At 31.6% G+C, this 24,374-nt stretch carries 23 protein-coding genes; 21 read left to right on the forward strand and 2 right to left on the reverse strand.

Going from position 1 to position 24,374, the window contains the following annotated elements; translation table 11 throughout:
- Positions 1-66: 66 nt before the first annotated feature.
- From R9X47_RS28490 to R9X47_RS28550, 13 genes are all read left to right on the forward strand, one after another.
- Complete coding sequence (locus tag R9X47_RS28490; protein ID WP_432667707.1) at positions 67-588, forward strand: cysteine hydrolase family protein; 522 nt, start codon at positions 67-69, stop codon at positions 586-588.
- A gap of 74 nt (positions 589-662) precedes the next feature.
- Positions 663-1,490 carry a hypothetical protein gene (locus R9X47_RS28495; protein ID WP_432664443.1) on the forward strand — a complete coding sequence of 276 codons (828 nt, stop codon included), beginning with the start codon at positions 663-665 and terminating at the stop codon, positions 1,488-1,490.
- Positions 1,491-2,065: 575 nt separating this feature from the next.
- Positions 2,066-4,075 carry a BglG family transcription antiterminator gene (locus R9X47_RS28500; protein WP_432664444.1) on the forward strand — a complete coding sequence of 670 codons (2,010 nt, stop codon included), beginning with the start codon at positions 2,066-2,068 and terminating at the stop codon, positions 4,073-4,075.
- A gap of 15 nt (positions 4,076-4,090) precedes the next feature.
- Positions 4,091-5,515: a PTS ascorbate transporter subunit IIC gene (locus R9X47_RS28505; RefSeq protein WP_432664445.1), complete on the forward strand. Its 1,425-nt coding sequence runs from the start codon at positions 4,091-4,093 to the stop codon at positions 5,513-5,515.
- A 25-nt stretch (positions 5,516-5,540) separates the two neighbouring features.
- Positions 5,541-5,822 (forward strand): PTS sugar transporter subunit IIB, encoded by a 282-nt coding sequence (locus R9X47_RS28510; RefSeq protein ID WP_432664446.1) that lies wholly within the window; start codon positions 5,541-5,543, stop codon positions 5,820-5,822.
- A 56-nt stretch (positions 5,823-5,878) separates the two neighbouring features.
- Positions 5,879-6,331, forward strand: coding sequence for a PTS sugar transporter subunit IIA (locus tag R9X47_RS28515; RefSeq protein ID WP_432664447.1), 453 nt, complete (start codon positions 5,879-5,881; stop codon positions 6,329-6,331).
- Between the two features lie 28 nt (positions 6,332-6,359).
- Positions 6,360-7,382 carry a uroporphyrinogen decarboxylase family protein gene (locus R9X47_RS28520; protein ID WP_432664448.1) on the forward strand — a complete coding sequence of 341 codons (1,023 nt, stop codon included), beginning with the start codon at positions 6,360-6,362 and terminating at the stop codon, positions 7,380-7,382.
- Positions 7,383-7,417: 35 nt separating this feature from the next.
- Positions 7,418-7,678, forward strand: coding sequence for an HPr family phosphocarrier protein (locus tag R9X47_RS28525; RefSeq protein WP_432664449.1), 261 nt, complete (start codon positions 7,418-7,420; stop codon positions 7,676-7,678).
- 57 nt (positions 7,679-7,735) lie between these two features.
- Positions 7,736-8,800 (forward strand): L-ascorbate 6-phosphate lactonase, encoded by a 1,065-nt coding sequence (ulaG, locus tag R9X47_RS28530; RefSeq protein WP_432664450.1) that lies wholly within the window; start codon positions 7,736-7,738, stop codon positions 8,798-8,800.
- A 13-nt stretch (positions 8,801-8,813) separates the two neighbouring features.
- Positions 8,814-9,857, forward strand: coding sequence for a hypothetical protein (locus R9X47_RS28535; RefSeq protein ID WP_432664451.1), 1,044 nt, complete (start codon positions 8,814-8,816; stop codon positions 9,855-9,857).
- 13 nt (positions 9,858-9,870) lie between these two features.
- On the forward strand, positions 9,871-10,587 hold the full coding sequence (locus R9X47_RS28540; RefSeq protein WP_432664452.1) for an L-ribulose-5-phosphate 4-epimerase: 717 nt from the start codon (positions 9,871-9,873) through the stop codon (positions 10,585-10,587).
- A 6-nt stretch (positions 10,588-10,593) separates the two neighbouring features.
- Positions 10,594-11,436, forward strand: coding sequence for an L-ribulose-5-phosphate 3-epimerase (locus tag R9X47_RS28545; RefSeq protein ID WP_432664453.1), 843 nt, complete (start codon positions 10,594-10,596; stop codon positions 11,434-11,436).
- Positions 11,437-11,838: 402 nt separating this feature from the next.
- The gene (locus R9X47_RS28550) at positions 11,839-12,369 is read left to right on the forward strand and encodes a DUF6512 family protein (protein ID WP_432664454.1); all 531 of its coding nucleotides are present in this window, start codon (positions 11,839-11,841) and stop codon (positions 12,367-12,369) included.
- 146 nt (positions 12,370-12,515) lie between these two features.
- Here R9X47_RS28550 and R9X47_RS28555 read toward each other — a convergent pair whose 3' ends face one another.
- The gene (locus R9X47_RS28555) at positions 12,516-13,142 is read right to left on the reverse strand and encodes a DJ-1/PfpI family protein (RefSeq protein WP_432664455.1); all 627 of its coding nucleotides are present in this window, start codon (positions 13,140-13,142) and stop codon (positions 12,516-12,518) included.
- 53 nt (positions 13,143-13,195) lie between these two features.
- On the reverse strand, positions 13,196-14,125 hold the full coding sequence (locus R9X47_RS28560; protein WP_432664456.1) for a helix-turn-helix transcriptional regulator: 930 nt from the start codon (positions 14,123-14,125) through the stop codon (positions 13,196-13,198).
- Positions 14,126-14,614: 489 nt separating this feature from the next.
- Between R9X47_RS28560 and R9X47_RS28565 the strand changes: the two genes are divergently transcribed.
- The 8 genes from R9X47_RS28565 (at position 14,615) to R9X47_RS28600 (ending at position 24,194) form a co-directional block, all read left to right on the forward strand.
- Positions 14,615-15,502, forward strand: coding sequence for a foldase protein PrsA (locus R9X47_RS28565; protein WP_432667708.1), 888 nt, complete (start codon positions 14,615-14,617; stop codon positions 15,500-15,502).
- A gap of 392 nt (positions 15,503-15,894) precedes the next feature.
- A complete protein-coding gene (locus R9X47_RS28570; protein ID WP_432664457.1) occupies positions 15,895-17,052 on the forward strand; it encodes a serine hydrolase domain-containing protein in 1,158 nt (385 codons plus the stop codon).
- A gap of 315 nt (positions 17,053-17,367) precedes the next feature.
- On the forward strand, positions 17,368-18,147 hold the full coding sequence (locus tag R9X47_RS28575; RefSeq protein ID WP_432664458.1) for an aminoglycoside adenylyltransferase domain-containing protein: 780 nt from the start codon (positions 17,368-17,370) through the stop codon (positions 18,145-18,147).
- 132 nt (positions 18,148-18,279) lie between these two features.
- Positions 18,280-19,131 carry a hypothetical protein gene (locus R9X47_RS28580; RefSeq protein ID WP_432664459.1) on the forward strand — a complete coding sequence of 284 codons (852 nt, stop codon included), beginning with the start codon at positions 18,280-18,282 and terminating at the stop codon, positions 19,129-19,131.
- 51 nt (positions 19,132-19,182) lie between these two features.
- The gene (locus tag R9X47_RS28585) at positions 19,183-19,629 is read left to right on the forward strand and encodes a hypothetical protein (protein ID WP_432664460.1); all 447 of its coding nucleotides are present in this window, start codon (positions 19,183-19,185) and stop codon (positions 19,627-19,629) included.
- Between the two features lie 168 nt (positions 19,630-19,797).
- Positions 19,798-20,439, forward strand: a complete 642-nt coding sequence (locus R9X47_RS28590) for a HEAT repeat domain-containing protein (RefSeq protein ID WP_432664461.1) — start codon at positions 19,798-19,800, stop codon at positions 20,437-20,439.
- Positions 20,440-20,712: 273 nt separating this feature from the next.
- Positions 20,713-23,406: a leucine-rich repeat domain-containing protein gene (locus tag R9X47_RS28595; protein ID WP_432664462.1), complete on the forward strand. Its 2,694-nt coding sequence runs from the start codon at positions 20,713-20,715 to the stop codon at positions 23,404-23,406.
- 80 nt (positions 23,407-23,486) lie between these two features.
- On the forward strand, positions 23,487-24,194 hold the full coding sequence (locus tag R9X47_RS28600; protein ID WP_432664463.1) for an endonuclease V: 708 nt from the start codon (positions 23,487-23,489) through the stop codon (positions 24,192-24,194).
- Positions 24,195-24,374: the final 180 nt, after the last annotated feature.

Below are 24,374 nucleotides of genomic sequence, written 5' to 3' on the forward strand. Positions count from 1 at the left end.
AAGCCTACAATGTGGCTATTACATACACTAATTGAGGAGAATATATATGGGGGGGTGAATGTAGTGATGTCAAATGCAGCGTTAATTGTAATTGATGTACAACAAGGATTATTTAATAAAACAACGCAAGTATTTAAGGGACAAGAATTAATTCAAACCATAAATAGTTTAATTGAGAAGTTTAGAGATAAAAGGCGTCCTATTATATTTATTCGTCATACAAATAAAAGTATACTTAAAGAAAACTCAACTGAATGGCAAATACACTCAGAACTTGATAGTAGAGATAGTGATGTCAAAATAAACAAAACTAAAAGTAATGTATTTGATGAAGATTTATTACCTAACTTTCTTAAGCAAAATAATATTTCAACCATAGTTATTACAGGTTTGGTAACACATGGATGCGTAAAGGCAGCATGTCTTGGTGGAATAAAGTTTTGTAATGAAGTTGTACTAGTTGAAAATGGACATAGTAGCTTTAATAAAAAAGCAGAAGATCTAATTAATGAATGGAACAAAAAGTTAGAAGATGAAGGAATACAAGTAATTAGTTCAAATAAGATAAATATTGAATGTATGAGATAGTTTTGTGACTTCAGATAATAAAATTATAAAAGCCTGACCATCTCGGATTTCTGAAATTTGAAGGAGGTTAAAAGATGAAAAGAAATCTGTCAATATTCATTTTTATAATAATGATAATGAACACTATCTTATCTGGATGTGCTGATCAAATTACAGCTAATAAAAGTGATAGTTTGGTAAAAAAAGAAACTGAAATAAATACCTATACTAATGAAATGAAAGATGGAAAAGTAGAAATAGATGGCATTTGGTATGATATCAGATCAGTTTCAAAGACCACAAATACATACGATGATAATGAGAATGCTATAGAAAAAGTCACTATACATGATGATGATTCTGAAATGCGTTTTGAGTATTTATATGAAAATAATCAACTAATTGAAAATAGGTCATACTCAAATGGGGAAGTATCATTTACTACGTACTACTATTATGAAGATGACTTGATGATAAAAAGGAAATCCGTTTCTAAAGGCGGTTTAGAAGTCGTTACTGAGTATTCTTATGGAAATAAGATTAAAAAACAAACACATTACGCTTCAGACGGTCGCATAACCTTTATCGCAATCGCATACTTAGATGATGATAATAAGATATTGAAAGCCATTGATACTACAGCAGACGGAGAGGTTATGACTTCGAGCACCTTCCATTACGAAAATGATCTATTAACAAAGGTCATTAGCGAGAAAGATGGTGTTATTGTTAAGACATTTAATTATGAGTACAATAATGTTGGTGACAAAATTATGGAGTACATTATTTTTTATGGTAAAGTAAATACATTAGTAGCCGTTTTTTATGATTATGAATATGATGAGAATTTATTGCCTAAAACTGTTACTGTCTATCGAGTACAGTCACCAATAGCAGATGAAGATATTAGGGATTATCAGTAATCTAGCTAAGCTCCACCAGAAATAGATCAATTTGAAATTTGGATACCTATATGAAAAATGGTTCATGAATCTTAGTTCATGAACCATTTTGTTTGATTAACCCGTGATTTTGTATTTGTTTTTTCTGTTTTGAGCCTCAAAACAGAAGCCGTTGACGTTTTATTTCTAGTCTTTTTTATATATTATACATGTATAGTTTATACGTCTTTTAGCTTACCCCTTTCGATTTCTTAAGAATATAAATATATATAAGTCATAGACATTTGCAAAATGGTGGTTATGATTTATTTTGATGGAATAAAAATCCTATTAAATACAGCTTGCACATAATTATTTTTAGAATCTTATAAAAATTAAAACAATTACAAATTTTGCTGAAATTATAATTTTAAGTGACAAAAATTGTGCTATAATTTGAATCAAATCATATTTTACAAGTAATTTTCTAAATGATCAGTGAATGTAATATAAAAAATGTCACTTACATTCAAATTGATAACAATAATATTGATTTTTTGCTGACAAAAATGGTGCTATACTGATGTCAGTAAAAAGAAGTTAGGGGAGGTGAGAAAATGCCTGTAAAAGTGGTTGTGAATGATAGAATTAATAGACTTATGGAGTATCTTGTACCTCAAGAATCATATGTAACTACAAAGGAATTAACTAATAACTTATCAGTGACTTCTAGAAGTGTTAGATATGATTTGAGTAAGATTAATGATTTGATGGAAAATGATTGTGTTAAGCCTATTAAAATCGTAAGAGGTAGAGGAATATTGATTGATGAAGATCATAGAAGATGGTGGATGCAATTTAGTAGTAAGAATAATCTTGAATATGTATATGAACAGGATATAAGGATTTCAATAATAATATCGGAAATAATTCTAAGAAAAAATGTACATATTAATTATCTTGTTGAAAAACTAAATGTCAGCAAAAATACAATATTCTTAGATCTTAAAGCTGTAAAAGAGATCGTAAGCAATAGCAAGGCAGAACTTAAATACAATAATTCAAGAGGCTACTATATCGAAAGTGAATTATTAGTAAGACGTCAATTATATATGATTAACATTGTGAAAATATTTAGGATAGTAAAAGAAGGTGTATTAGATTATCTTTCTAATGAAAGAGTAACCGATGTCCAAAATAAGCTTAGAGAATTTAGATATGAACTAGATGTAAGGTATGTTCTAAGTATGTGCAATATTATTTCAATATACATGGGGATGATTGATGACTACCATCTATTTGTAGAAAGTATAGATAAAGAAAAATATGACTTTATTTTATCTTCTGCAAAATTCAATATTGTAGACAGAATCTTTGTTGGCTATACTACGGAGTTTAAATTGTACCTTACGGCTCAATTAATGTGCCTAGATTTTAAACCATCAATGGATCATTATGACGTGACAAATATTAGCCCCCATATTAGAGATGGAGTAGCAAAGTTTGTTACGAGCTTCGAAAAGTTTACTAGTATAACCTTTGTAAACAAGAGTAGATTATTCGATATCGTTATGGTATTTATGCAAAAGGTTGAATATAGAAGAATGTTTAATATCGATTATGACTATAACATCGCTGAATACGTAAAAAGTAATTATCATTCTTTATACAACATAGTACAAATCGTATTAAAAGAATATTTCAATAAGAGTTTTACTATCATTAAGGAAAACGATATCTGCATATTGACACAAATGATAGGGATACATTTACGAAGATTTGTTACAGCTAGTAAGAAGATTAATGTTGTCTTTGTCTCTGCTACAAACCTCAAAAAAACTAAGATTCTAGTGGATAAAATAAATGCTTACTTTAATATGATTCATATTAGCAGGATTGTTGAACCTAAGGAGATATACTACCTTGAGGATGATTATGATTTTATTATTACAGATCTTGTTGAGCTCAATGCTAGTATACCTGTAGTCTGTATAAATATGGTTCTAGATGATAAGACAAAGGAAGATATTTTATCTCAAATAATCGTAGTAAAAACAAATTCTTCGAGGGGACAAAGTAATGAAATCTTTCAAATCGTTAAGAATTACATTCCAAAGGAAAATCAATATGAAGCAAAGGAAGCAATAGATAGATACTTTAGAAATACCTCTCCAAAGATGGCACAAATCTTAAAAAAAGAGTTTGTTCAAATAATAGATAGTGTCAAGGATTGGAAAAGAGGAGTTGAGCTATCGGCCCTACCACTTCTTCAGAAAGGCTATATAACCAGTGAGTATATAGAAGCATTAACTATCAACATAGAGATATATCCTTCTTATGCTTATATAGCTAAAGGTGTTGTTCTCGCCCACGCTAGACCTGAATTTGGGTGTAATAAATTAGGGGTATCCATCTTAAAGGTCAATCATCCAATAGAATTCTTGGATGATAATATCAACTACATAATTACACTCGCACCAGTAGATAGTACATCTCATTTTAAAATTATCCAAGAGATTATTGTTATATGTCACGCCGTGGAGTTTTTACAGGAAATGAGAAGTGTGACATCTACTAGTGTACTTCATGATAAAATACTAACTTTTCTTTTTAACAAAAAAATATAATTCCAGGAGGGTAATATGAATACAGCTCAATTATTTACAATTATTGTTAATAAGTTTTTAGCGCAAGCACCTCTATTACTAGGAACAATAGCATTTATTGGTTACATATTATTGGGTAGAAAAATATATGAAGCTCTTAGTGGATTCATAAAGGCATATGTAGGCTTTCGTATACTTCAAGTAGCTACTGGAGGTATAGTAGGCGTATTTAGACCTATCCTTCAAGCCTTAAGATCAACCTTTGGAATAGATGGATATGTAATCGATCCATATTCAGCATTACCAAGTGCGATTGAAGGTTTAGATGCGATAAATGGTGCATCCTTTGTTGGATATACGATGCTTATAGCATTTGCCATTAATATTTTATTAGTACTGTTTAGAAAAGTTACTAAGATTAGAACACTTATGATTACTGGTCATGTAATGTATATTCAATCTGCGGTACTGCTTTATGGACTTCACTGTGCCTTAGTTGGTATAGATGTAAAGGTCGGTATGTATGTGACTGTTATTACAGGGATAATCCTTGGACTGTATTGGTCAGTATTCTCTAACTTAACTGTTGAGGCCTCTAATCATGTAACCGGTGGAGCGGGATTTGCTATAGGCCATCAGCAAATGCTTGGAGACTGGCTGGCATACAAACTAGGTAAATATTTCGGTAAACCTGAGGATTCAGTAGATGATGTAAAGCTACCTGGATGGTTATCTATGTTCAATGACAACGTTGTTTCAAACACTTTGGTTATGACAGCCTTTATCGGAATAATTATGCTTATCATCGGTAAGGATGCTTTTGAATACAACACTGGCAAGTTCACATGGGGTACATATATTTTCTATCAAACAGCTAGTTTCCCTGTATATGTAACCATATTATTAACTGGTGTTAGAATGTTTGTTGCGGAATTAACTGCTTCGTTTGAAGGTATCTCAAATAAAATATTGCCGGGTTCAGTACCAGCCGTTGACTGTGCCGTTATATTTGGATTTGCTCCAGGTGCAGTTACATATGGGTTTATATTTGGATTGTTAGGGCAGCTTGTAGCAATTGGAATCTTAATACTGATTAAATCTCCTGTATTGATTTTAACAGGATTCATACCAGTATTCTTTGATAATGCCACAATAGCTGTTTATGCAAATAAATCAGGGGGGAAAAGGGCTGCCGCTATTATGCCATTCTGCTCTGGATTGGTGCAGGTTTTCGGATCTGCTATAGTTCTTAGCCTTGGCTATTATTCTCTAGGCTTTATGGGAAGCTTTGACTGGGCAGCAATGTGGTCGCCACTAGTATATTTCTCAAAGATGATGGGTATTGTAGCGCCTGGTATTGCAATAGTAGTGATGCTTGTAATACCTCAGCTACAGTATAGAAGATATAAAAACAAGGATAATTACTTTACAGTAATGATGGATGAGAAGTGTGAAGCATAATCGTTAGTAAAAAGGGGAGATTGAGATGATTAAGGTTTTAGCTGCATGTGGTAATGGAATGGGATCTAGTATGATTATAAAAATGAAGATTGATAAGATACTTAAGGAAATGAATATACCTGCGGAGATTCATCACGCAAGTGTCGGTCAGGCTAAATCAGATGCAAAAAATTACGATTTGATTTTAGTATCAAAGGTATTTGAAAAGGAATTTAATATCAAAGGCAATACAAAGGTTGTAGGATTAGTTAATATGCTATCCGATGAAGAGATTAAAAATAGCGTAAGTGAGGCACTAGGATTATAAAATATTGCTTATTAAGGGGCGTTAAAGCCCCTTAATAAGGTGACGAAGGAGTTAATATGTTAAAAGACTTATTTTTAAATAATGATTTGGTTCTTTGCAATTATGATGCTAAGGATTGGAAGGATGCAGTAACAAAAAGCATTAATTTGCTAGAGGAAAATGGATTTACTGAAAAGGATACTTATCTTGAGTCTGTATTCTCAAATACTGAGAAAAATGGGCCATATTATGTCATAAGCCCTGGCGTAGCTATTCCTCATGCAAGACCAGAGGATGGAGTAAAAGATCTGGCGTTATCTATTATTACTCTAAAGACGCCGATTGAATTTAACCATGAAGCAAACGACCCAGTGGAGATAATTATAGGTCTTGCAGCAAAGGATGGAGCTTCACATCTAGAATTAATGCAGCAGGTTGGAAAAATCCTTTTCGAAGAAGTTAATATAGAGGCTATAAGGAAGGCAAATAGTAACGAAGAGTTGAAAAATTGTTTGTTAGATATGCTATAAATTATAAAGAAATGAGAGTGTATTTAAGATGACAGGATATGAGATTATTAAAAAGAATATCAAGTTTGATAGTCCAGAGAGAATCGGTCTTAGATTTGATAGAATTGCTGGAGAAAGCGACGTATATAGAATATTTGTTCTTCCCAGTAAGGAGAGTAGAGATAATTCAATTGATTATACTGTAAAGAAAAAATTTAAAACTCTTCCGGGACATTACGATGAATGGGGTTGCTTTTGGCATTCTGAGGACCCAACAGCCGGGGACATGGGACAGGTGACAAATATACCTTTAGAGGATTGGTCAAAGCTCGAAGATTATATTATTCCAGACCCCTATGCAGATGGAAGATTTGATGGCTTGGAAGAGGCCTTAGATGAGGCAGAAAGGCTAGGGAAATACGTTCAGCTTAATAGCCCTCAATGTATCTTTGAGCGTCTCCACTTTATAAGAGGCTTTACTAACGTATTAATGGATACAGTCGTAGAGATAGAAAATGTTAAAAAGCTAATACGAAAGCTAGCAGATTATCAAATAGGGATAATAAAGGCTGCCCATAAAGCTTCAGGTGGAAGAATACATTGCTATGATACAACCGATGATTGGGGAATGCAAAGTGGACTAATGATTTCACCAGACTCCTTTAGAGCGCTGTTTAAGCCAGAATACAAGAGGATTATTGATACCGCCCATGAATGCGGTATGGATGTTAGATTTCATACCGATGGAAAGATAAATGATATATTGGATGATTTTATAGAACTGGGAGTTGACATTATAAATATTCATCAACCTAGGTTAGTAGGAATAGATGAAATATCAAAACAGGCTAGAGGTAGAATATGCTTTGAGGTGGCGGTAGATATACAATCTACGTTACCTACAGGAGACAAAGATCTTATTGAACAAGAGGTAAAAGAGCTTTGTGAAAAATGGACTACAGACAAAGGCGGTCTGATAGCCGTTGAATATGGTTATTTAGATGCGATAGGAACCACTAAAGAGTCTATGCTGTATGCCCTAGAATGTTTTAAAAAGTATGGAAACTATTAGAGTATATAAAGAACTTTTTAGAGAGGGTGTACTAAATGATAGAAAGAAAAATAAAAATTATAAATCCAACTGGCCTTCATGCAAGGCCAGCGGCGGTATTAAATAAGCTTGCAGCAAAATTTAAAAGTGATATAAAACTTGTAGTAGAAGATAAGGAAGCTAATATAAAAAGTATATTAGCAATCCTCGCTGCTGGTGTAGGCTGTGGAACAGATATAGTATTAAAGGCTGATGGAAACGATGAAAAAGAAGCTATAGAAGAAATAGGAAGTTATTTAGCAACTTTAAAGGAATAGGTGAAAAGATAAAGGCTATAAGAGATGAATTAAAACAGCTTATGGAGAGTGGTAATTATGAGTAATGTATATACATTAACAAAGGAAGAGTGGATATTAAGTAATTTCCCGGAATGGGGTACATGGTTAAATGAGGAAATAGAGAGTACAGTAGTAGAAAAGGGTACATTTGCAATGTGGTGGTTAGGATGTACTGGGATATGGCTAAAGTCAGAAGGAGACGCCAATATACTTGTTGATTTGTGGTGTAAGAGTGGAAAGAGAACACATGGTGACGGTCTCATGAGAAAGGGACATCAACATCAAAAGATGATTGGTTGTGTTGCTGTGCAGCCAAATCTAAGAAATGTACCTTGTGTTATTGATCCCTTTGAAATAAGAACGGTAGATGCTGTCCTTGCAACTCACGATCATGGAGACCATATTGATATTAATGTTGCAGCTGCAGTTATACAAAATTGTCCAGATACCGTACCTTTTATAGGACCTAAGGCTTGTGTTGATCTTTGGATAAAATGGGGTGTTCCAAAGGAGCGTTGTATTGTCGTTAAGCCTGGGGATAGTGTTACGATAAAGGATACAGAAATAGTTGTTCTTGAATCATTTGATAGAACAGAGCTTGTTACAGCACCAGCAGAAAAGGTGCTTAAAGATAAAATGCCTCAGGATATGGATATCCTTGCTGTTAACTACCTATTTAAGACTCCCGGTGGAAGTCTGTACCATAGTGGAGATTCACACTACTCAAATTACTTTGCTAAGCATGGTAATGATCATGAAGTAGACGTAGCACTAGGCTCTTACGGAGAAAATCCAAGGGGGATGACAGATAAGCTTACTCCTATGGGGATACTTAGAATGGCTGAAAGCTTAAAAGCCAAGGTAATAATACCATTCCACCATGATATATGGACTAACTTTAAGGCTGATCCAAAGGAGATTACTACTCTATGGGGAATGAAAAGATATAGATTACAATATAAGTTTAAGCCTTTTATATGGGAAGTTGGTGGTAAATTCGTATGGCCAAATGATAAGGATAAGATGGAATATATGTATGATAGAGGTTTCCATGATGCTTTTACAATAGAGCCAGATTTACCATTTAAGTCTTTATTATAAGGAGTAGTTGAACATGAAATTTAAGAAAAGATTCCTTAAGGATATATTTAAATGCTATGCTGTGTCCAGTGTTAAGATAGACGGTAAAACTAACCTGATTTTTGCTGGAGAAGGTAAGGACGCTGGACTATACGTTTTCAGTGGTAACGACTTTGAGGATGTAACTATGGTTTGGGAAAACAGTGGCGGTACTATGTCCATATGCCCTATACCAAAAAAGGACGGATATTTTCTTGCATCTAAGGGCTTTGTCTCCATGGTAGAAGCCAAGGATAGTCATGTAGTAATAGTACGCCATAATGACGGAGAGTTTAGATACAGTAAAATAGCTGACTTACCTTATTTACATAGATTTGATATGATTACAGGCAAAGATGGCATCAGCTATTTTATAGGTGCGACTATAGCCGAACATAAAAGCTCTAAAGAGGACTGGTCACATCCAGGTAAGCTTTATGTTGGAGAGTTTCCAGAGAATTTAGATGAGGATTTTGAACTAAATCTTAATGTAATTAAGGAGCAGCTAACCATCAATCATGGCTATTGTAGAGGGGAATATGATGGCTTTGAGGCAGGGTATATTGGATCGAGAGAGGGCATCTTTGTAGCAATACCACCTGAGAAAAAGGGGTGGAGCTGGCGAATCGAAAAGCTATTAGATATACCAACAAGTGATATGGCAGTAATCGATATTGATGGAGATGGAGAGATGGAAATCGCAGTTATATCACCATTTCATGGAGATGAATTTAAAATATACAAGAGAATTGATGGTGAATATAAGGCTGTATACCAATATCCTGTATATCAAGACTTTTATCATACCGTTCTGTCGTGCACATTAAAAGGAAAGACTTACTTCCTTGGAGGTGCAAGGAGAAATAGAATGCAGTTATTTGCTATTACCTATGATAAAGAATCTAACAAATTTATATCTGAAGTGATAGATGAAGGCGTAGGGCCTAGTAATGCATATGTTGTATATGAGAAGGATAGAGAGATTATATTATCGGCAAATCGTCAAATAGGCCATGCAACAATATATTATGTAGAATAGTTGGGGGCAGAAAATGAGTAGATATATGGAGCTTAAAGAAAGAGTTCTTCAGGCTAACTTAGAGCTAGTAAAAAATGATCTAGTCGTATTAACCTGGGGGAATGTAAGTGAATACGATAGGGATTTGGGAGCTATAGCTATCAAGCCTAGTGGTGTTTCATATGAATCTATGAAGGTGGAAGATATAGTTGTAGTTGATATAGATGGTGAAGTGATTGAGGGTAATCTGAATCCTTCTTCAGATACTCCAACTCATTTAGAAATATATAGAAGCTTTCCAAAGGTAAATGGTATAGCTCATACCCATTCACGATGGGCAACAATATGGGCCCAGGCCGGCAGAGATATTCCAGCCCTTGGAACAACACATGCAGATTATTTTTATGGAGCCATACCTTGTACAGATAGAATGACCGATGATGAAATTGACGACGAGTATGAGCTCAATACTGGAAAGGTTATCGTGCGAACCTTTAGTGAAAGGGGAATAGATCCAAGTGATATTCCAGCTGTAATCTGCTATTCTCATGGTCCCTTTTCATGGGGCAAGGATGGTTTTGATGCTGTGCACAATGCATTGGTTATGGAATATATAGCGATGATGGCAAAGGAAACGGAAGCTTTAAGACATATGGGGCAGCAGGAATTTAAAATAGATCAGACTTTACTTGATAAGCATTTTCTTAGAAAGCATGGTGAAGCTGCTTATTATGGACAGGCGAAAGGATAGATAAAAATGAAATACATGTTAGGCTTATATGAGAAATCTATGCCAAATACTCTTAGTATAAGAGCAAAGCTTATGTATGCTAAAGATGCTGGATATGATTTTTTAGAGATAAGTATTGATGAAAGCATGGAAAAGTTATCTAGACTAGATATGAACTTAAAGGAAAGACAAGATATAGTTAATGCATGCTATGAGACTGGAATATTTATTCGTACCATGTGTTTAAGTGGGCATAGAAAATATCCTCTAGGTACTCAAGATTATGATGATGAGCAAACTTCTCTCGAAATAATGAGGAAGGCTATTGATCTAGCTTATGATTTGGGAATTAGAATAATTCAGATAGCAGGTTACGATGAGTATTATAGAGAATCTAATGAAAACACTAAAGAAAAGTTTAGAGAGAACCTAAAGAAGAGTGTTGAAATGGCAAGCATCAAAGGGGTAATATTAGCCTTTGAAACCATGGAGACTGAGTTTATGAATACAATTAGAAAAGCCATGGATTATGTCCAGGAGGTAAACTCACCATTTTTAAAGGTTTATCCTGATTTAGGAAATATAACTAATGCGTGTAAGCTTTATAATGAAGAGGTTGAGGACGATATAAAGGCTGGTATCGGTAATATTGCTGCCTGTCACATAAAGGAGACTGTACCTGGAGTCTTTAGAGAGGTACCCTTTGGAACGGGCCACGTAGATTTTAAAAAGTGCATTAGTGCCATGCTTGATTGCGGTGTTAGAATGTTTGTAGCTGAATTTTGGCATACCGATGATGAGTGGAAATCCATATTAAAATCAAACAATACCTTTATTAGAAGCATCTTTAGTGAGTTAGGATATGATTAGTTAAGGTTGCTGTAGATTCATAGAATGTTATGCAATTACTCCTAATCTAAAATACCAAGCTAAAATACCAAGAAATATTGACAAAATGATTATCCATTTAAGTAGTTTTTTACTCATATTTTCTCCTCTCAAACTTAAAATCTTAAGTGGTCATAAATAATTGTTGACATTATTATAACACAGTATTTAAAAGGATAGTGTCAGTCTAGAATACATGATTTTATTATGTCATTTTTACGTGTTCTAGTCTGACACTTTTCCTTCTCCATTGTTATTTAAGCTTTCAAGATAGTATATAGCTATTTATTTTTAGCAATTCTATAGATAAATTGTGTACCCAAGCCTTATATCAATCATATTACAAATAAGTACCTCATAATCATAATTATGAGGTGATAGCTGATGAATGAAAATATTAAAAAGTGGTACATTGTAGGGAGCGTATTTATTATATTGCTTGGTACGTTGCTTCACTTTACCTATGAATGCTCAGGTAATAATACTCTCGTTGGAATCTTTAGTGCAGTGAATGAAAGTACTTGGGAACATCTAAAGTTATTGTTTTGGCCAGCATTTATCTTTTCAATTATAGAATACATATTTATAGGAAAAGATTATAATAACTATATTACTGCAAAGGCTATTTCATTTTATGTAGGTATATTTTTAATAATTTCCTTGTTTTACACATACACAGGAGTTCTTGGAGATAACTGCCTTGTAATGGATGTATCAATATTTATAATCAGCGTAATCATCAGTCAATATATTGGATATAAAATTACAACAGCTAACTCAGATGTTAGTAGGGGAGTAAACACGATTTCGTTTATAGCAATAGTACTTCTTGTTTTATCATTTGTGATTTTTACCTTTAGTCCTCCTCGAATACCACTTTTCAAAGATCCAATTACTGGAGGTTATGGGATATAGAGTGAAAAAAGTTTTAAAGCAGCAGGTAAAGTGACTTGCTGCTATTACTTTAAAAAGATGAAAAGGCGGTATCAGGCTAAAACACATAATTCTATTAGATTATATGTTCTAGCCTGTGATACCTTTCATACCTAATGCTACTTAGGTTAAATGCTTTGTGAAATAAGATCTGTATAGTATTTAGGATCACCGGTAGAATAATAGTTGTACCATGATTCAATGGTCTTACAAGGGAAAACATTCAAATACTGTATAATGTGTTTAGCCCAAAGCAAACCTCCTGCTGAACTTGCAGTTGTCAAGTTACGATCTATAATAGCTGGAGTATTAACATATAGCCCTTTACCACCATATTGTTTTGAAAATAATGTTAGGTAATCTAAAGAATTACTTGTATGATTGAATTTATCTAAAACTTTTAAATCAGCCAAAGCAAGTGTCGCTCCACAAATAGCCCCTATAAGAATACCCTGATTTATATATGATAAGGCTTTTTGTAAAATCTGATTATTTTCTTCACTGTTCCATGTCTCTGCACCAGGCAAAAGCAAGGCAACCATATTATTTTCATCTATTTCATCCAATAAACAGTCTGGCGTGATAGTTAACCCACCGATCGTTTTTATTGGATTCTTACTAGTGCTAACAGTTTTAACTACAAATTCTCTATTTTGCTTTTTTAGCATAGATTCCATACTAATAGCCTGTAGAATATAGCCAACTTCCCATTCTGCCATAGATTCTAAAATGTAAAGGTATATAATTTTCTTCATACTGTTCCTCCTTAAATTAATCTAGAGACATTATATAATAAAAACAGTGACACCTATATGTCACTATTATCATAATTTTTTATTAAAGTATTTTTCAAATGTTCCTTAATTCTTTGCTGATAAGATAAGGGGGAAAGAACTTTAATTTTTTCTCCAAAACCTAAGATGATAGAAAACATAATAAAGTCATCTTCTTTTATGACCATTTTTTTAACTATAGATGTTTCTAACACATTGATAACATCACCATGAAAATATTCATTAATCAAAGTTTCGATTTCTTTAGAATATTCAATAGTAACATATATATTATCCTTATCTCTTTTTTCTTCATATTCATCAAGCAGCCTTGTTACATCATAATCATTATCAAAATACTCTTCACTTATTTCTAAATTTCTCATTCTTACTATCTTAAACATGCGGAAATCACTTTTCTCTAAATCATAACCAAAAGCATACCAAGAGTACCATTTATAGAAAACGTGTATGATATTGAACTTAACTATTCGAGTATTACTATTGCGGTTAGTATATTGAAATAGGACTGTTTTATTATGATGAATGGCTTCCCTTAACATAGAAACATAGGAAGTTATATTTCCGTTTTCGTTTACTACAGAAAAATCAATATCTAGTGCATGATCATTGTCCTTATCAGAATATATATGTTTTACTTTTTCATAGGTTTCATGAACCTTTTTTTCACCATAGACACTTTTCAAGCTTTGCAAAGCAAGTAGAATATATTCAGAGTTGGCCTTATCAATTATTTTTTCATTTAACTTATAATCACGATGAATTGAGTAACCACCCTTAGAGCCTATTTCAGAATAGATTGGGATACCTGCTAATGTCAATGTATCTATATCACGAATAATTGTTCTTCGAGAAACATTAAAATGCTCTGCTAGAGTATTTGCACTAACTTTATCTCTATTTATTATATAAAATAATATTCCTAACAATCTTTCAATCTTCATTATTTCACCTCGATTCAACATATATAGATTTTATAATGTTACTCAACAAATGGCAACGAATTTCAGTAAATTAGAACTTCTTATTTATTATTTGTGATTTTTCAATGATTATATTTTACAAGTGTTAAGGTGAGTTGTGATAGATGGGTTAACTTTGAAAAAAGGAAAGTGTCATAGGCTGGAATACATAATTCCATTATGTTGTTTTTTTACATGTTTTGGCCTGAAGCTATAGAGGTTTTCACCTCTGCTTGTTCATAAATAGTTTACATTTTATTTATAAATTTATGGTAATATAGATTAGAAGAATATAGAAAGAAAGGAAAAGTAGTACACTATTTAATAGATGGTGACCATAAACACAATATCTTAGTTTTAAATGTAGTACATTGAATAGGAGTGATACAGCTAAAGATAAACTTAAAAAACAGAAGCAATTGTTTGTGGCAGAAAATTAGGGGCTCTAAATAGAGAGGGGATTTGAACTTGATGAAAAAAATAATGTACAAAAGAAACTATAAAATTTTATTGGCGATTTCTTTATTATTAGTAATTGTAAGTGTAACTGGTTGCCAAAGCAAGGATATTGTAGCTAGTGTAGGGGAAGAAGAGATTACTAAAGAAGAACTATATCAAAGCCTAGTTGATCAAAATGGAATAGAAGCATTAGAAGCATTAATAACAGAAAAAATAGTTGAGCTAGAAGCTAAAAAGGAAAATATTGAAATTACTGAAGAAGATATAGGAAAAGAAATGAAAAAAATCATAGATTATTATGGTAATGAAGATGCCTTTAATCAGGTACTAGAAAATGCTGGATATACAAATGATGATGTGATAAAGAATATTAAAACAAGTATAGAAATAGAAAAATTACTTGTACCTTCTTTAAATATAACAGAAGATGAAATGAAACAATACTTCAATGATAATAAAGCGAGTTTTGCTACACAAGAACAGGTGAAGACTAGTCATATCTTGGTTGACAGTGAAGAAAAGGCTGGGGAAGTTAAAAATAAGTTGTTAGCAGGTGAAGATTTTAGTAAGTTAGCAAAAGAATATTCATTAGACCCAGGCAGCAAAGAAAATGGTGGAGATCTTGGATATGTGGTAAGAGGACAGATGGTACCAGAGTTTGAGGATGCAGTTTTTACTTTAGAGGTAGGGAAAATTAGTGACCCTGTTAAAACTCAATATGGATACCATATTATAAAGGTTGAAGAAATTAAAGAGGCAAAGGAAGCAAATTATGATGAAAGTAAGGAAGAAATCAAAGAAACTTTAATTGAGCAACTGATGCCAACAGCCTATGATGAGTGGCTTCAAAAGAAACGAGAAGAATACAATGTAACAAACTTTCTTGAAAAAAAGGAATAGACTCAATATAGGTAAAATCTTAAATCTCCTTTTCTATAACAGTAAAATGTTATGGAAAGGAGATTTTCTTTTTCTATAATATTACGCAATTACCCCTAATCTAAAATACCAAGCTAAAACAACAAGGAATATAGCCAAAATAATTATCAATTTAAATAATCTTTTATTCAGATCTTTCCATTTCCGCCTTAAAATCTTAGATGATTATAGATAAATAATTCTTGATATTATTATAAAACAGTAAAAGTATGAAAGTTTAACATTGACGCCTAATAACTGTACGTATTGTAATAATTTGAGAAAAAATATTGGATATAATTAACAGTAGATGTATAATGAATTTATAGTATACTAGGTGATTCAAATTGATTGAGAAACAAGGGGGGATTATATTGTATAAAGAACAACTTGAATGGAATAAGTGGGGAAATCGAGTATCTAAAACCAATATAATGATAATTATCTTGTCTATTATACTAAGCTTTACTTTTTTAGGCTGTAGTGATCAAACTACTGAAGAGGAACAATTAGACAAACATATGGACAAAGTCGTTTACTCAAGCGATTTGCCATCTATATCTATACTGGTAGTTGATAATGGTAAACCTGTTTATAAAAAATCTTTCGGATGTGCTAATATGGAAACATTAGAGAAAGCTACGCCAAGTACTAATTACAGACTTGCTTCTGTTTCAAAAATGTTTACAGCAATGAGTATCATGATTTTAAAAGATAGAGGGCAATTAGATTATGATATGCGAGTAAAAGATATTTTAAAAGATTTTCCTGAGTATGGTAAAGATATTACTATAAGACACCTTCTTAACCACACCTCAGGACTTCGTAGTTTTTATGATTTGACAGATCTATTAGATGAAGAATTTAGCGTAGAAAATCAGCTTTTGGATTCCGATGTTTATGAGATTGTAAAAAGAACGGATTCTACCTATTTCACTCCAGGATCTATCTTTAAATATTCTGATACCGGGTATGTCATTCTAGGTCTTGTAGTAGAAGAAGTTTCTGGGATGAAGCTTCCAGATTTCATGAGAGAAAATATATTTATACCTTTAAACATGGATAATACGGTTGTTTTTGATAAAACCTTAAATATGTCAATCAATAATAGAGCATATGGGACTGAATCCGATGGTACAAAATTTATTACAAAAGATCAAAGTTATTCAAGTGCTACACGTGGTGATGGAAGTATTTACTCATCATTAGAAGATTTGTATAAATGGGACCAGGCCTTATATAGTGATATACTGGTAAGTAAAGAGACGATGCAAGAAGCATATACACCTCCCAACCATTTAAATTCCCTTTTTGAGAATTATACCTGTGGATGGATTTTCAGAAAAAATGGTGAAGACCAGCTTGAGCAAGTTCATGCTGGCGGTACTCAAGGATTTTCAACTATATATTTTAGGATTCCGGAAAAAAAGCAGTCAATTATTATCTTAAGCAATAGGAATGAATCTAATACAGTTTATGAACTAGATGATCCAATTCGAAAAATCTATGATTTTGCAAAGGAATCTTATTGAATACTTTGCTTTAATAGTTTTAAATAGATAGAGATAAGTTTGTGATAGGTATGTAAACATGAAAGGAAGTTTGCATTTTGCTTCATGATTTTTAACGAAGAATAGAGAACTGCTCGAGTGAGAGTAGTTCTTTTAAATTCGACAAAATTAGTCAAAGGGATTTTACTAATTTTGAGTAAATAATATAGTGATTTAAAAGCTGTGAACATATAAGAAGGTGAAAGTACAAAGGCTTGGATCTCTTGTTTTTTTAGCACAGGATGCCTTTATTTCAGAGTTGGATTATATAGAAAACTGCATAAGGAAGTGATATGAATGGAAAGAGTTCCTAAGATATTGACTCCATTACTTTATGATTATGGAGATTCAATATTTTCGCTACTAGGTAGTAAAATATACGGGATATATTTGTACAATTCCATTGCCCTTGAGGACTTTGATGGAGTAAAAAGTGATATAGATTTTGTGACTGTTTTAAATCATAAATTAGATGATAATGACATAAAGAAAATTGAGTCAATTCATCATAGCTTAATTAATAATTTTGACTATGCTCATAAGATGGAAGGTATGTATTTACTAAAGAAAGATTTAAATAAGAGTAGCGGTGAAATGGAGAAATACCCTTATTTCGCAAATGGAAATCTTATCAAAGGATATTATGATTTCAATAATGTAACAAGGTGGGTACTCAAGAATTATGGAGTTGAAATTATGAGTCCATCTAAAGAAACTTTAGAAATACATGTTGAATGGAAAGATATAATTGAAACAATGGAATACAACCTTTTCAACTACTGGGAGAGTAAAATAGTTTCAAATGAAATACAGGATAAAAGTGATGAATTTATTGAATGGGCAGTTTTAACCATCAGTCGAATCATCAATACGTTAAATGAGAAGAAGATAGATTCAAAGTGTGCATCAGGTCAGTATATATTAAGAAAGTATCCAGGCAAGTGGGATAAACTAGTGACTGAGGCGCTATTAATAAGAAAGGATAAATTAGAAGAATCCTTGTTTGAAGATGAAGAAAAAAGGTCTAGAGAACTTGTAAGGTTTATTAGATACGCTCAAAGCTTTATTAAGAGATAATAGAGGCTTAAAACATATTTCTTGATAATACTTAGTAAAATTTAAAAGCTAAGTTCTATCAGGATTCTAAACTTAAGATTACTCACTATTAGGACTACTTAGTAGAAATCAACATAAAGAGGTGATGTAACAATGGATGAAAAAATTGCTGCATTTCACATATTGTCAAGGAAATATTTAATTGAGATACTCCAAAATCTGAAAAATGAGTTATTAGAATTATCAAAAAAAGTTGAGAAAATCCTTGAGGAAACCGATGATTATCAAGATAAACGAATAATGGATTTAAATATGGATTTAAACATAAGATATCCCTATTGGTATGTTAGAAGAGATATATTAAGTGTTATTCTTATTAGGATAGAAAGCATATCTCCTAAAGACTTTAATTCATTAGATGAAATTAAGAAAATAGTGATACAAGAATATGAAAAAGCTAATATAAGTGAAAGAAAGCACTATTCTGATATCTCTAAAGAACTTAGAATCAGCATTTGTAATGAAGAAAAGCAAAAATTTTATGATTATATAAGCAATATTGATGAAAATAGTTTAAAGGAAGTAGATGAATTATTTTATAGAAGGGTAATATCAGACGAAAAGATAAAAGAAATTAAGAAAAGAATAAATGAAAAAAGGAACAATGTGGAATTCGAAGGTAAAGATTTTATGTGGTTCAATAGAGAGTATTTTCGAAACGAGATTAACATAAATGATTTATTAGATATTTTTAGGAGAAAGAAAATTGAAAGGATCTATGAAATAAATACTGGAGGGATAGATTCAGCATCATATTTAATGGATTTATCAGCATTAGACTTTTATTTTACAGATGGATTTAATATATACTGGTGTTCGGATGAAATGAATTGGATGATAGAAGAAAATCATGAAGATTTTTATTTGATTTACGGTGAGTGGTTAATCAAAGAGATAAAAAGAATAAGACCAAATTGGAAAGAAGGAATTTTTGATCGATTGTAGCTTAATTTTGGTGCGAACTTTGGAAAACTAAATATCATATAGGAGGGGAAAATGAAGAAAAACTTGCTTTTAATTGGATTAACTCTATTTTTTTTGATTATCCTATCAGGATGTAAGGAAGAAGTAGACAAGATTTATGACAATGATGTAAATATAGTGGTAGAACAAGTTGCAAAATCAGAATTACCTGAAGGAATTGGCTATGCAATTAAATTGAAAAATGATAGTAAACACGTAATAAAACAAAATAATGTATATCTTTATTTTCCGATAGTTAAAAATAACGGAAACTTGAAAAGTTATAATCCTATGAAAGTAGAAGCAAAAGGAAACAAGTTAAATATACAGCAAAATGAAGAAGTTTTATTAAATGTATTTGTACCAATTGAATGTATTACACCTGAGTTGAAAGATGTTGAGCCGGAGTTAGAAATAAAAGGGTATATAGAAGAGGTAAAGGATGAGAGGCGTTTTCATATTATGGGTTTAAGTTTATAAAAGTATAAAAGCCTGTGATAGTTTTTCTAATTGAGTAAGGTTAAATATAGCTAACTATAAGAGGCGTGAGGGGTATGTCCAGAGATTATATTGGGATTTCCCTTGATAATTATCATATTATCTCTACTGATAGATGAGTAAATAAATAGAAGATAGGCGTGAAAATTTATGGACACATTCATAAATAGATTAAAAAAGGAATTAGATTTATATTGGAAATGGTCCAGGATAGATGAAGAAAAATATTCAAACAATGAATGGATTATTGAATTTGAAGAATGGGAATATCCAAATTGGAATAGGTTAATGGAATTAGCTTCAAAGGCTATAAGTAACATAGAAAATGGAGAGGCTTCAAAAAACTTAGTTGTAGATGTGCTAACGGTAATGGCATTAGATAATGAGGTTGAAAATCTACTTGATGAATGTGAACTTATATTATCGGATAAGGCATTGGAATGTGTAGCACAGTGTGCATTAGAACATTGTCAATGGCAAGCGAGATGGCAAGTTGCGGAGTTGTTGGGGAGAAAAAATGATATCTTTTGGGAAAAATTTTTATTGAAGTTTATCAATGACCCCAACAAATATGTCGAAAGAAGAGCCTTAATATCTTTAAGTAGACTGAGCCCAAATATAGCTCAAGAGATAGCATTTGAAAAAATAAAAGATGAAGATGATTATTTAAGATTGGTTGCATTAAGGACTTTGAAAGAACTTTCTTCACCTAAATTAAAAGAAGCTGTTGAAATATTGAAGGATGATAGTTTTACCTATATACAAAATGAAATCAATATTATAAGGGGTTAGAGCTTGTAGTATCAAATAACAATTCATAGACTAGTTGTAGAAGGTATTAACGATAGGTTGTAATGGTATAAAGAGAATCCTAAGAAGTGGATAGGAAAAGTCTATTTCTTAGGATTTTTTTATACTCTGGTTATCCTTAGCAAAATTAACAAATATGTTATACTTTAGATATAAGACGACGGAATATAATGGTAAGTTTGCGTTAATCCCTTATTTGGGATTTGAATATTTGACTGTATATGCATTGAGAAATGGTTAATAGGGGGGAGTCAAATGGAAGAATACCAACAAACAATGCTACTCACATTGCCAGATAAAAAGTTTAAAGGTGTTATTAGAGAAAAGATAGGAAAACCATCTGGTAGATTGATGATTGAAGATGTTCAGAAGATATATACCCTTCGTATATTTGATGAAGATATTAGATCTATCGAAGGAATACAGTATTTTAAAAACCTATTTTCCCTAACATTTGCAAGAAATACTATACAGGATTTAAGCCTTTTAGGTCAACTAAAGGGTCTATCAACTTTATATTTATTCAATAATAATGCTAGTGATTTTAGTTTTTTATGTGAGCTAAGCAATTTAGAAAGGCTAGCTATAAGCGAAAAAGAAATAAGAGATATAACTTACATAAAAGATTTAACTAAGCTAAAGTATTTAAGCATATCTGATAGTAATCTACAAGATATATCATTTATAAAAAACTTATCTAACTTAGAGAGACTAGAGTTATATAGCAATAATATATCTGACATTAATGTTCTTCAATATTTAAAAAATCTCGAAGCAATAAACTTAAGTAATAATAAAATAATAGACATTACCCCTATAAGTGGATTACCCAAGCTAAAGGAATTATACATACAAGGTAATAAAGTTTCAGACATAAATTCTATTATGAATTTATCGGTGTTTACTAAACTAGAAAAATTAAATCTAGAATATAATGAGTTTAATCTAAAACCAGTATGGCAGCAATTAACTGAGCTTGATATGAGGTTTAGGAAACAAGAAGATTATTTAGAAAAATTATTAGCACTAATAAAATTTGCAAAGCTCATAAAAGAATCCTTAAATCCAGATCGCTACAAAATACGCTATGGTGATGAATCATACCTGCATAAACTATCTAACCCACAAAGGGAGTTGTCAGATTCTAAATGTTATCAAGAATATAACGTTAAAATAGAGGAATGGATAGCGAAAAAAACACAGGAAGCTGAAGAACTGAGGATCGGAATAGAGTTTGAAGATGAGAATCTTGAATCCATAATAAGAAAAGAGATCGGGAAAAACAGTGGCAAGATAGCTAAAGAAGATGTAAAGGATATAGAATACTTGAATTTAAATCATAAAAATATTAGTGCTATAGAAGGCATTCAGTATTTAACAAGTCTCTCTACCTTATATTTAGGTAGTAATGGTATAAGCGATATAAGTCCATTGAAGGGACTAACACAGCTAACTCGCTTGAGTCTATCCTATAATAAAATAAGGGATATTAGCCCTTTAAAAGAATTAAAAAATCTGACTAGCTTAGAGCTTTCAGGAAACTGTATAAAAGATATAAGTAATATAGCAGGATTAAGGAAATTGATTTGCTTAAAATTAAATAATAACCGTATAAAAAATATAAGTGATTTAAGAGGTCTAATTAACTTAGAAGAATTAAGAATAAGCGATAATAAAGTTAAAGACATAGGTATTATTAATGAATTTAAGAGTTTGACGACCTTGGAGCTATCCAACAATAAAATAGCTGATATAAGTGCTCTAAAAGAACTAACCAATTTGAGATACTTGTTATTAGAAAAGAATAATATATGCAATATAGAACCATTAAAAAAGCTCAACAATTTATATTCTTTAAATCTATGCTCTAATAATATAGAAACTATAGATCCACTACAAGAGCTTAACGACCTAGCATATTTAACGCTTTCAAACAATGATATATGTGACCTAACTCCCATAGTTGGTTTAGAGAAATTAGTGTCGCTATATCTACGCAATATCAACATAACAAATCTACTGCCATTAAGAGAGCTTACTAAATTAAAAAGCTTAGACCTAAGAGACAATAATGTAAAGGATATAAAAGCTTTAAGTAATATGATATCCCTAGAGAGATTAGATCTAAGCAATAACTGCATTGAAGAAATACTTATTAATAATGGATTGAATGAATTAACTGATCTCAGAATATGTAACAACAAAATTAATAATATAACTATAAAAAATGGATTAAAGAATATAAGAATATTGATGATGGATAACAATAGAATCAGTAGTTTAGATTGGATATCAAACCTAAGTAAACTATGGAGACTTCACCTTGATAATAATAATATAAGTAATGTAAAACCCTTAGAAAAACTGAGTGATTTAAGTGGTCTTAGTCTAAATGATAATAATATTAAGGATATAAGTCCTATAGGGAAATTAGTGAGAATAGGATATTTACATCTAAATAATAACGTTATAAAGAAAGTAAAAGATATTAGTACTATTAGACAGCTAAAGGGATTGAAATTAAGTAATAATCAGATAAAGACTATCAAAGGGTTAGAGGGTCATAGAGAACTCGAATACCTTGATCTAAGTCATAATAATATAAGAAATATAAGCAGCATAAAGTATTTAGAGAATTTAAAGTATCTTTACATAAAAAGCAATAGGATTAGTGACTTAGGTGCTTTAAGATGTCTTTCAAAACTGAAGAAGTTAAACCTAAATAATAATAAAATAAGGAATATCAGTAAAATAAACACACTAAAAAGTTTAGTCAATTTAAATATTGAGTCAAACAAAATCAAAGATATTAATATCATTATGGATTTAATAAATTTGAAAAGGATTCAGCTAAGAAATAATCTGATAAAGGATTTTACTCCTATTGAAGAGCATATACATTTTAAGAAGTTATATAAGAAGATGGGATTAAAAGAATTAAAGAATTAGTTAAAAAAATATATTTAAAAAAGACATAGATAATGGGTTTTGAAATAAATGATAATAGAACTATTTAGGAGGAGACAAGGATGGAAATAAAAGAAATCCATGACTTTAAAGCAACTTCTGAAGATGAATTTATAGCTATTCAGAAAAGTCTTGTAAACGAGATTAAATTAGTTACTACATTTAATGAAGAAAATATAAAGCTTTGTGCTGGAGTAGATTTAGCCTATTGGGAAGAAAAAGGGGAGCAATTCGGTGTATGCAGTATTGTTGTTATTGATTATCATACAAAAGAAGAAGTTGAAAAAGTATATAGCCACGGTAAAATCATGACACCCTATATACCTGGATTTTTAGCTTTTAGAGAGTTGCCACTAGTTGTTGAAGCTGTAAAAAAACTTGAATCAGAGCCAGATATATTTCTTTTTGATGGAAACGGATACTTACATTTTAGTCATATGGGTATAGCTACCCACGCATCCTTGTTTCTTAATAAGCCAACCATAGGTGTAGCTAAAAGCTATTTAAAGATAAAGGGTGTAGACTTTGAGATGCCAGAGAGAGAAAAAGGAAGCCATAGTGATATTGTTATTGATGATGAAATCTATGGTAGAGCATTGAGGACAAGAACAGATGTAAAACCCATATTTATATCATGTGGTAATTATATTGATTTGAAAACATCTACAGATATAGTATTTGAACTAATTGATAAAGAGAGCCGATTACCTATTCCTGTTCGATTAGCTGATTTGCAAACACATGAATTAAGAAATACTTTAAGAAATTGATGAGATGATAGAAATGGAGAGAAGACAGGGCACAGAGTTACCGACACCTAAATTCAGATAGTGCTGAGCTATCTATTTGCACTTCACTAAAACTGTATTTAATGTAGAATAAGGAACTGCTCTAGAAAAAGAGTAGTTCTTTTAAATTCGACAAAACTAGTCAAAGGGATTTTACAAAAT

The organism is Wukongibacter baidiensis, from assembly GCF_050888315.1.
Classification (GTDB): domain Bacteria; phylum Bacillota; class Clostridia; order Peptostreptococcales; family Caminicellaceae; genus Wukongibacter; species Wukongibacter baidiensis.

What these genes read in the sequence shown, in the direction of transcription:
- R9X47_RS28500 (WP_432664444.1), top strand. Translation starts at nt 2,066, where the DNA reads ATGCCTGTAAAAGTGGTTGTGAATGATAGAATTAATAGACTTATGGAG.
- R9X47_RS28545 (WP_432664453.1), top strand. Translation starts at nt 10,594, where the DNA reads ATGAAATACATGTTAGGCTTATATGAGAAATCTATGCCAAATACTCTT.
- R9X47_RS28525 (WP_432664449.1), top strand. Translation starts at nt 7,418, where the DNA reads ATGATAGAAAGAAAAATAAAAATTATAAATCCAACTGGCCTTCATGCA.
- ulaG (WP_432664450.1), top strand. Translation starts at nt 7,736, where the DNA reads ATGAGTAATGTATATACATTAACAAAGGAAGAGTGGATATTAAGTAAT.
- R9X47_RS28535 (WP_432664451.1), top strand. Translation starts at nt 8,814, where the DNA reads ATGAAATTTAAGAAAAGATTCCTTAAGGATATATTTAAATGCTATGCT.
- R9X47_RS28495 (WP_432664443.1), top strand. Translation starts at nt 663, where the DNA reads ATGAAAAGAAATCTGTCAATATTCATTTTTATAATAATGATAATGAAC.
- R9X47_RS28565 (WP_432667708.1), top strand. Translation starts at nt 14,615, where the DNA reads ATGAAAAAAATAATGTACAAAAGAAACTATAAAATTTTATTGGCGATT.
- R9X47_RS28600 (WP_432664463.1), top strand. Translation starts at nt 23,487, where the DNA reads ATGGAAATAAAAGAAATCCATGACTTTAAAGCAACTTCTGAAGATGAA.
- R9X47_RS28560 (WP_432664456.1), bottom strand. Translation starts at nt 14,125, where the DNA reads ATGAAGATTGAAAGATTGTTAGGAATATTATTTTATATAATAAATAGA.
- R9X47_RS28585 (WP_432664460.1), top strand. Translation starts at nt 19,183, where the DNA reads ATGAAGAAAAACTTGCTTTTAATTGGATTAACTCTATTTTTTTTGATT.
- R9X47_RS28520 (WP_432664448.1), top strand. Translation starts at nt 6,360, where the DNA reads ATGACAGGATATGAGATTATTAAAAAGAATATCAAGTTTGATAGTCCA.
- R9X47_RS28555 (WP_432664455.1), bottom strand. Translation starts at nt 13,142, where the DNA reads ATGAAGAAAATTATATACCTTTACATTTTAGAATCTATGGCAGAATGG.
- R9X47_RS28550 (WP_432664454.1), top strand. Translation starts at nt 11,839, where the DNA reads ATGAATGAAAATATTAAAAAGTGGTACATTGTAGGGAGCGTATTTATT.
- R9X47_RS28580 (WP_432664459.1), top strand. Translation starts at nt 18,280, where the DNA reads ATGGATGAAAAAATTGCTGCATTTCACATATTGTCAAGGAAATATTTA.
- R9X47_RS28490 (WP_432667707.1), top strand. Translation starts at nt 67, where the DNA reads ATGTCAAATGCAGCGTTAATTGTAATTGATGTACAACAAGGATTATTT.
- R9X47_RS28595 (WP_432664462.1), top strand. Translation starts at nt 20,713, where the DNA reads ATGGAAGAATACCAACAAACAATGCTACTCACATTGCCAGATAAAAAG.
- R9X47_RS28590 (WP_432664461.1), top strand. Translation starts at nt 19,798, where the DNA reads ATGGACACATTCATAAATAGATTAAAAAAGGAATTAGATTTATATTGG.
- R9X47_RS28515 (WP_432664447.1), top strand. Translation starts at nt 5,879, where the DNA reads ATGTTAAAAGACTTATTTTTAAATAATGATTTGGTTCTTTGCAATTAT.
- R9X47_RS28510 (WP_432664446.1), top strand. Translation starts at nt 5,541, where the DNA reads ATGATTAAGGTTTTAGCTGCATGTGGTAATGGAATGGGATCTAGTATG.
- R9X47_RS28540 (WP_432664452.1), top strand. Translation starts at nt 9,871, where the DNA reads ATGAGTAGATATATGGAGCTTAAAGAAAGAGTTCTTCAGGCTAACTTA.
- R9X47_RS28575 (WP_432664458.1), top strand. Translation starts at nt 17,368, where the DNA reads ATGGAAAGAGTTCCTAAGATATTGACTCCATTACTTTATGATTATGGA.
- R9X47_RS28505 (WP_432664445.1), top strand. Translation starts at nt 4,091, where the DNA reads ATGAATACAGCTCAATTATTTACAATTATTGTTAATAAGTTTTTAGCG.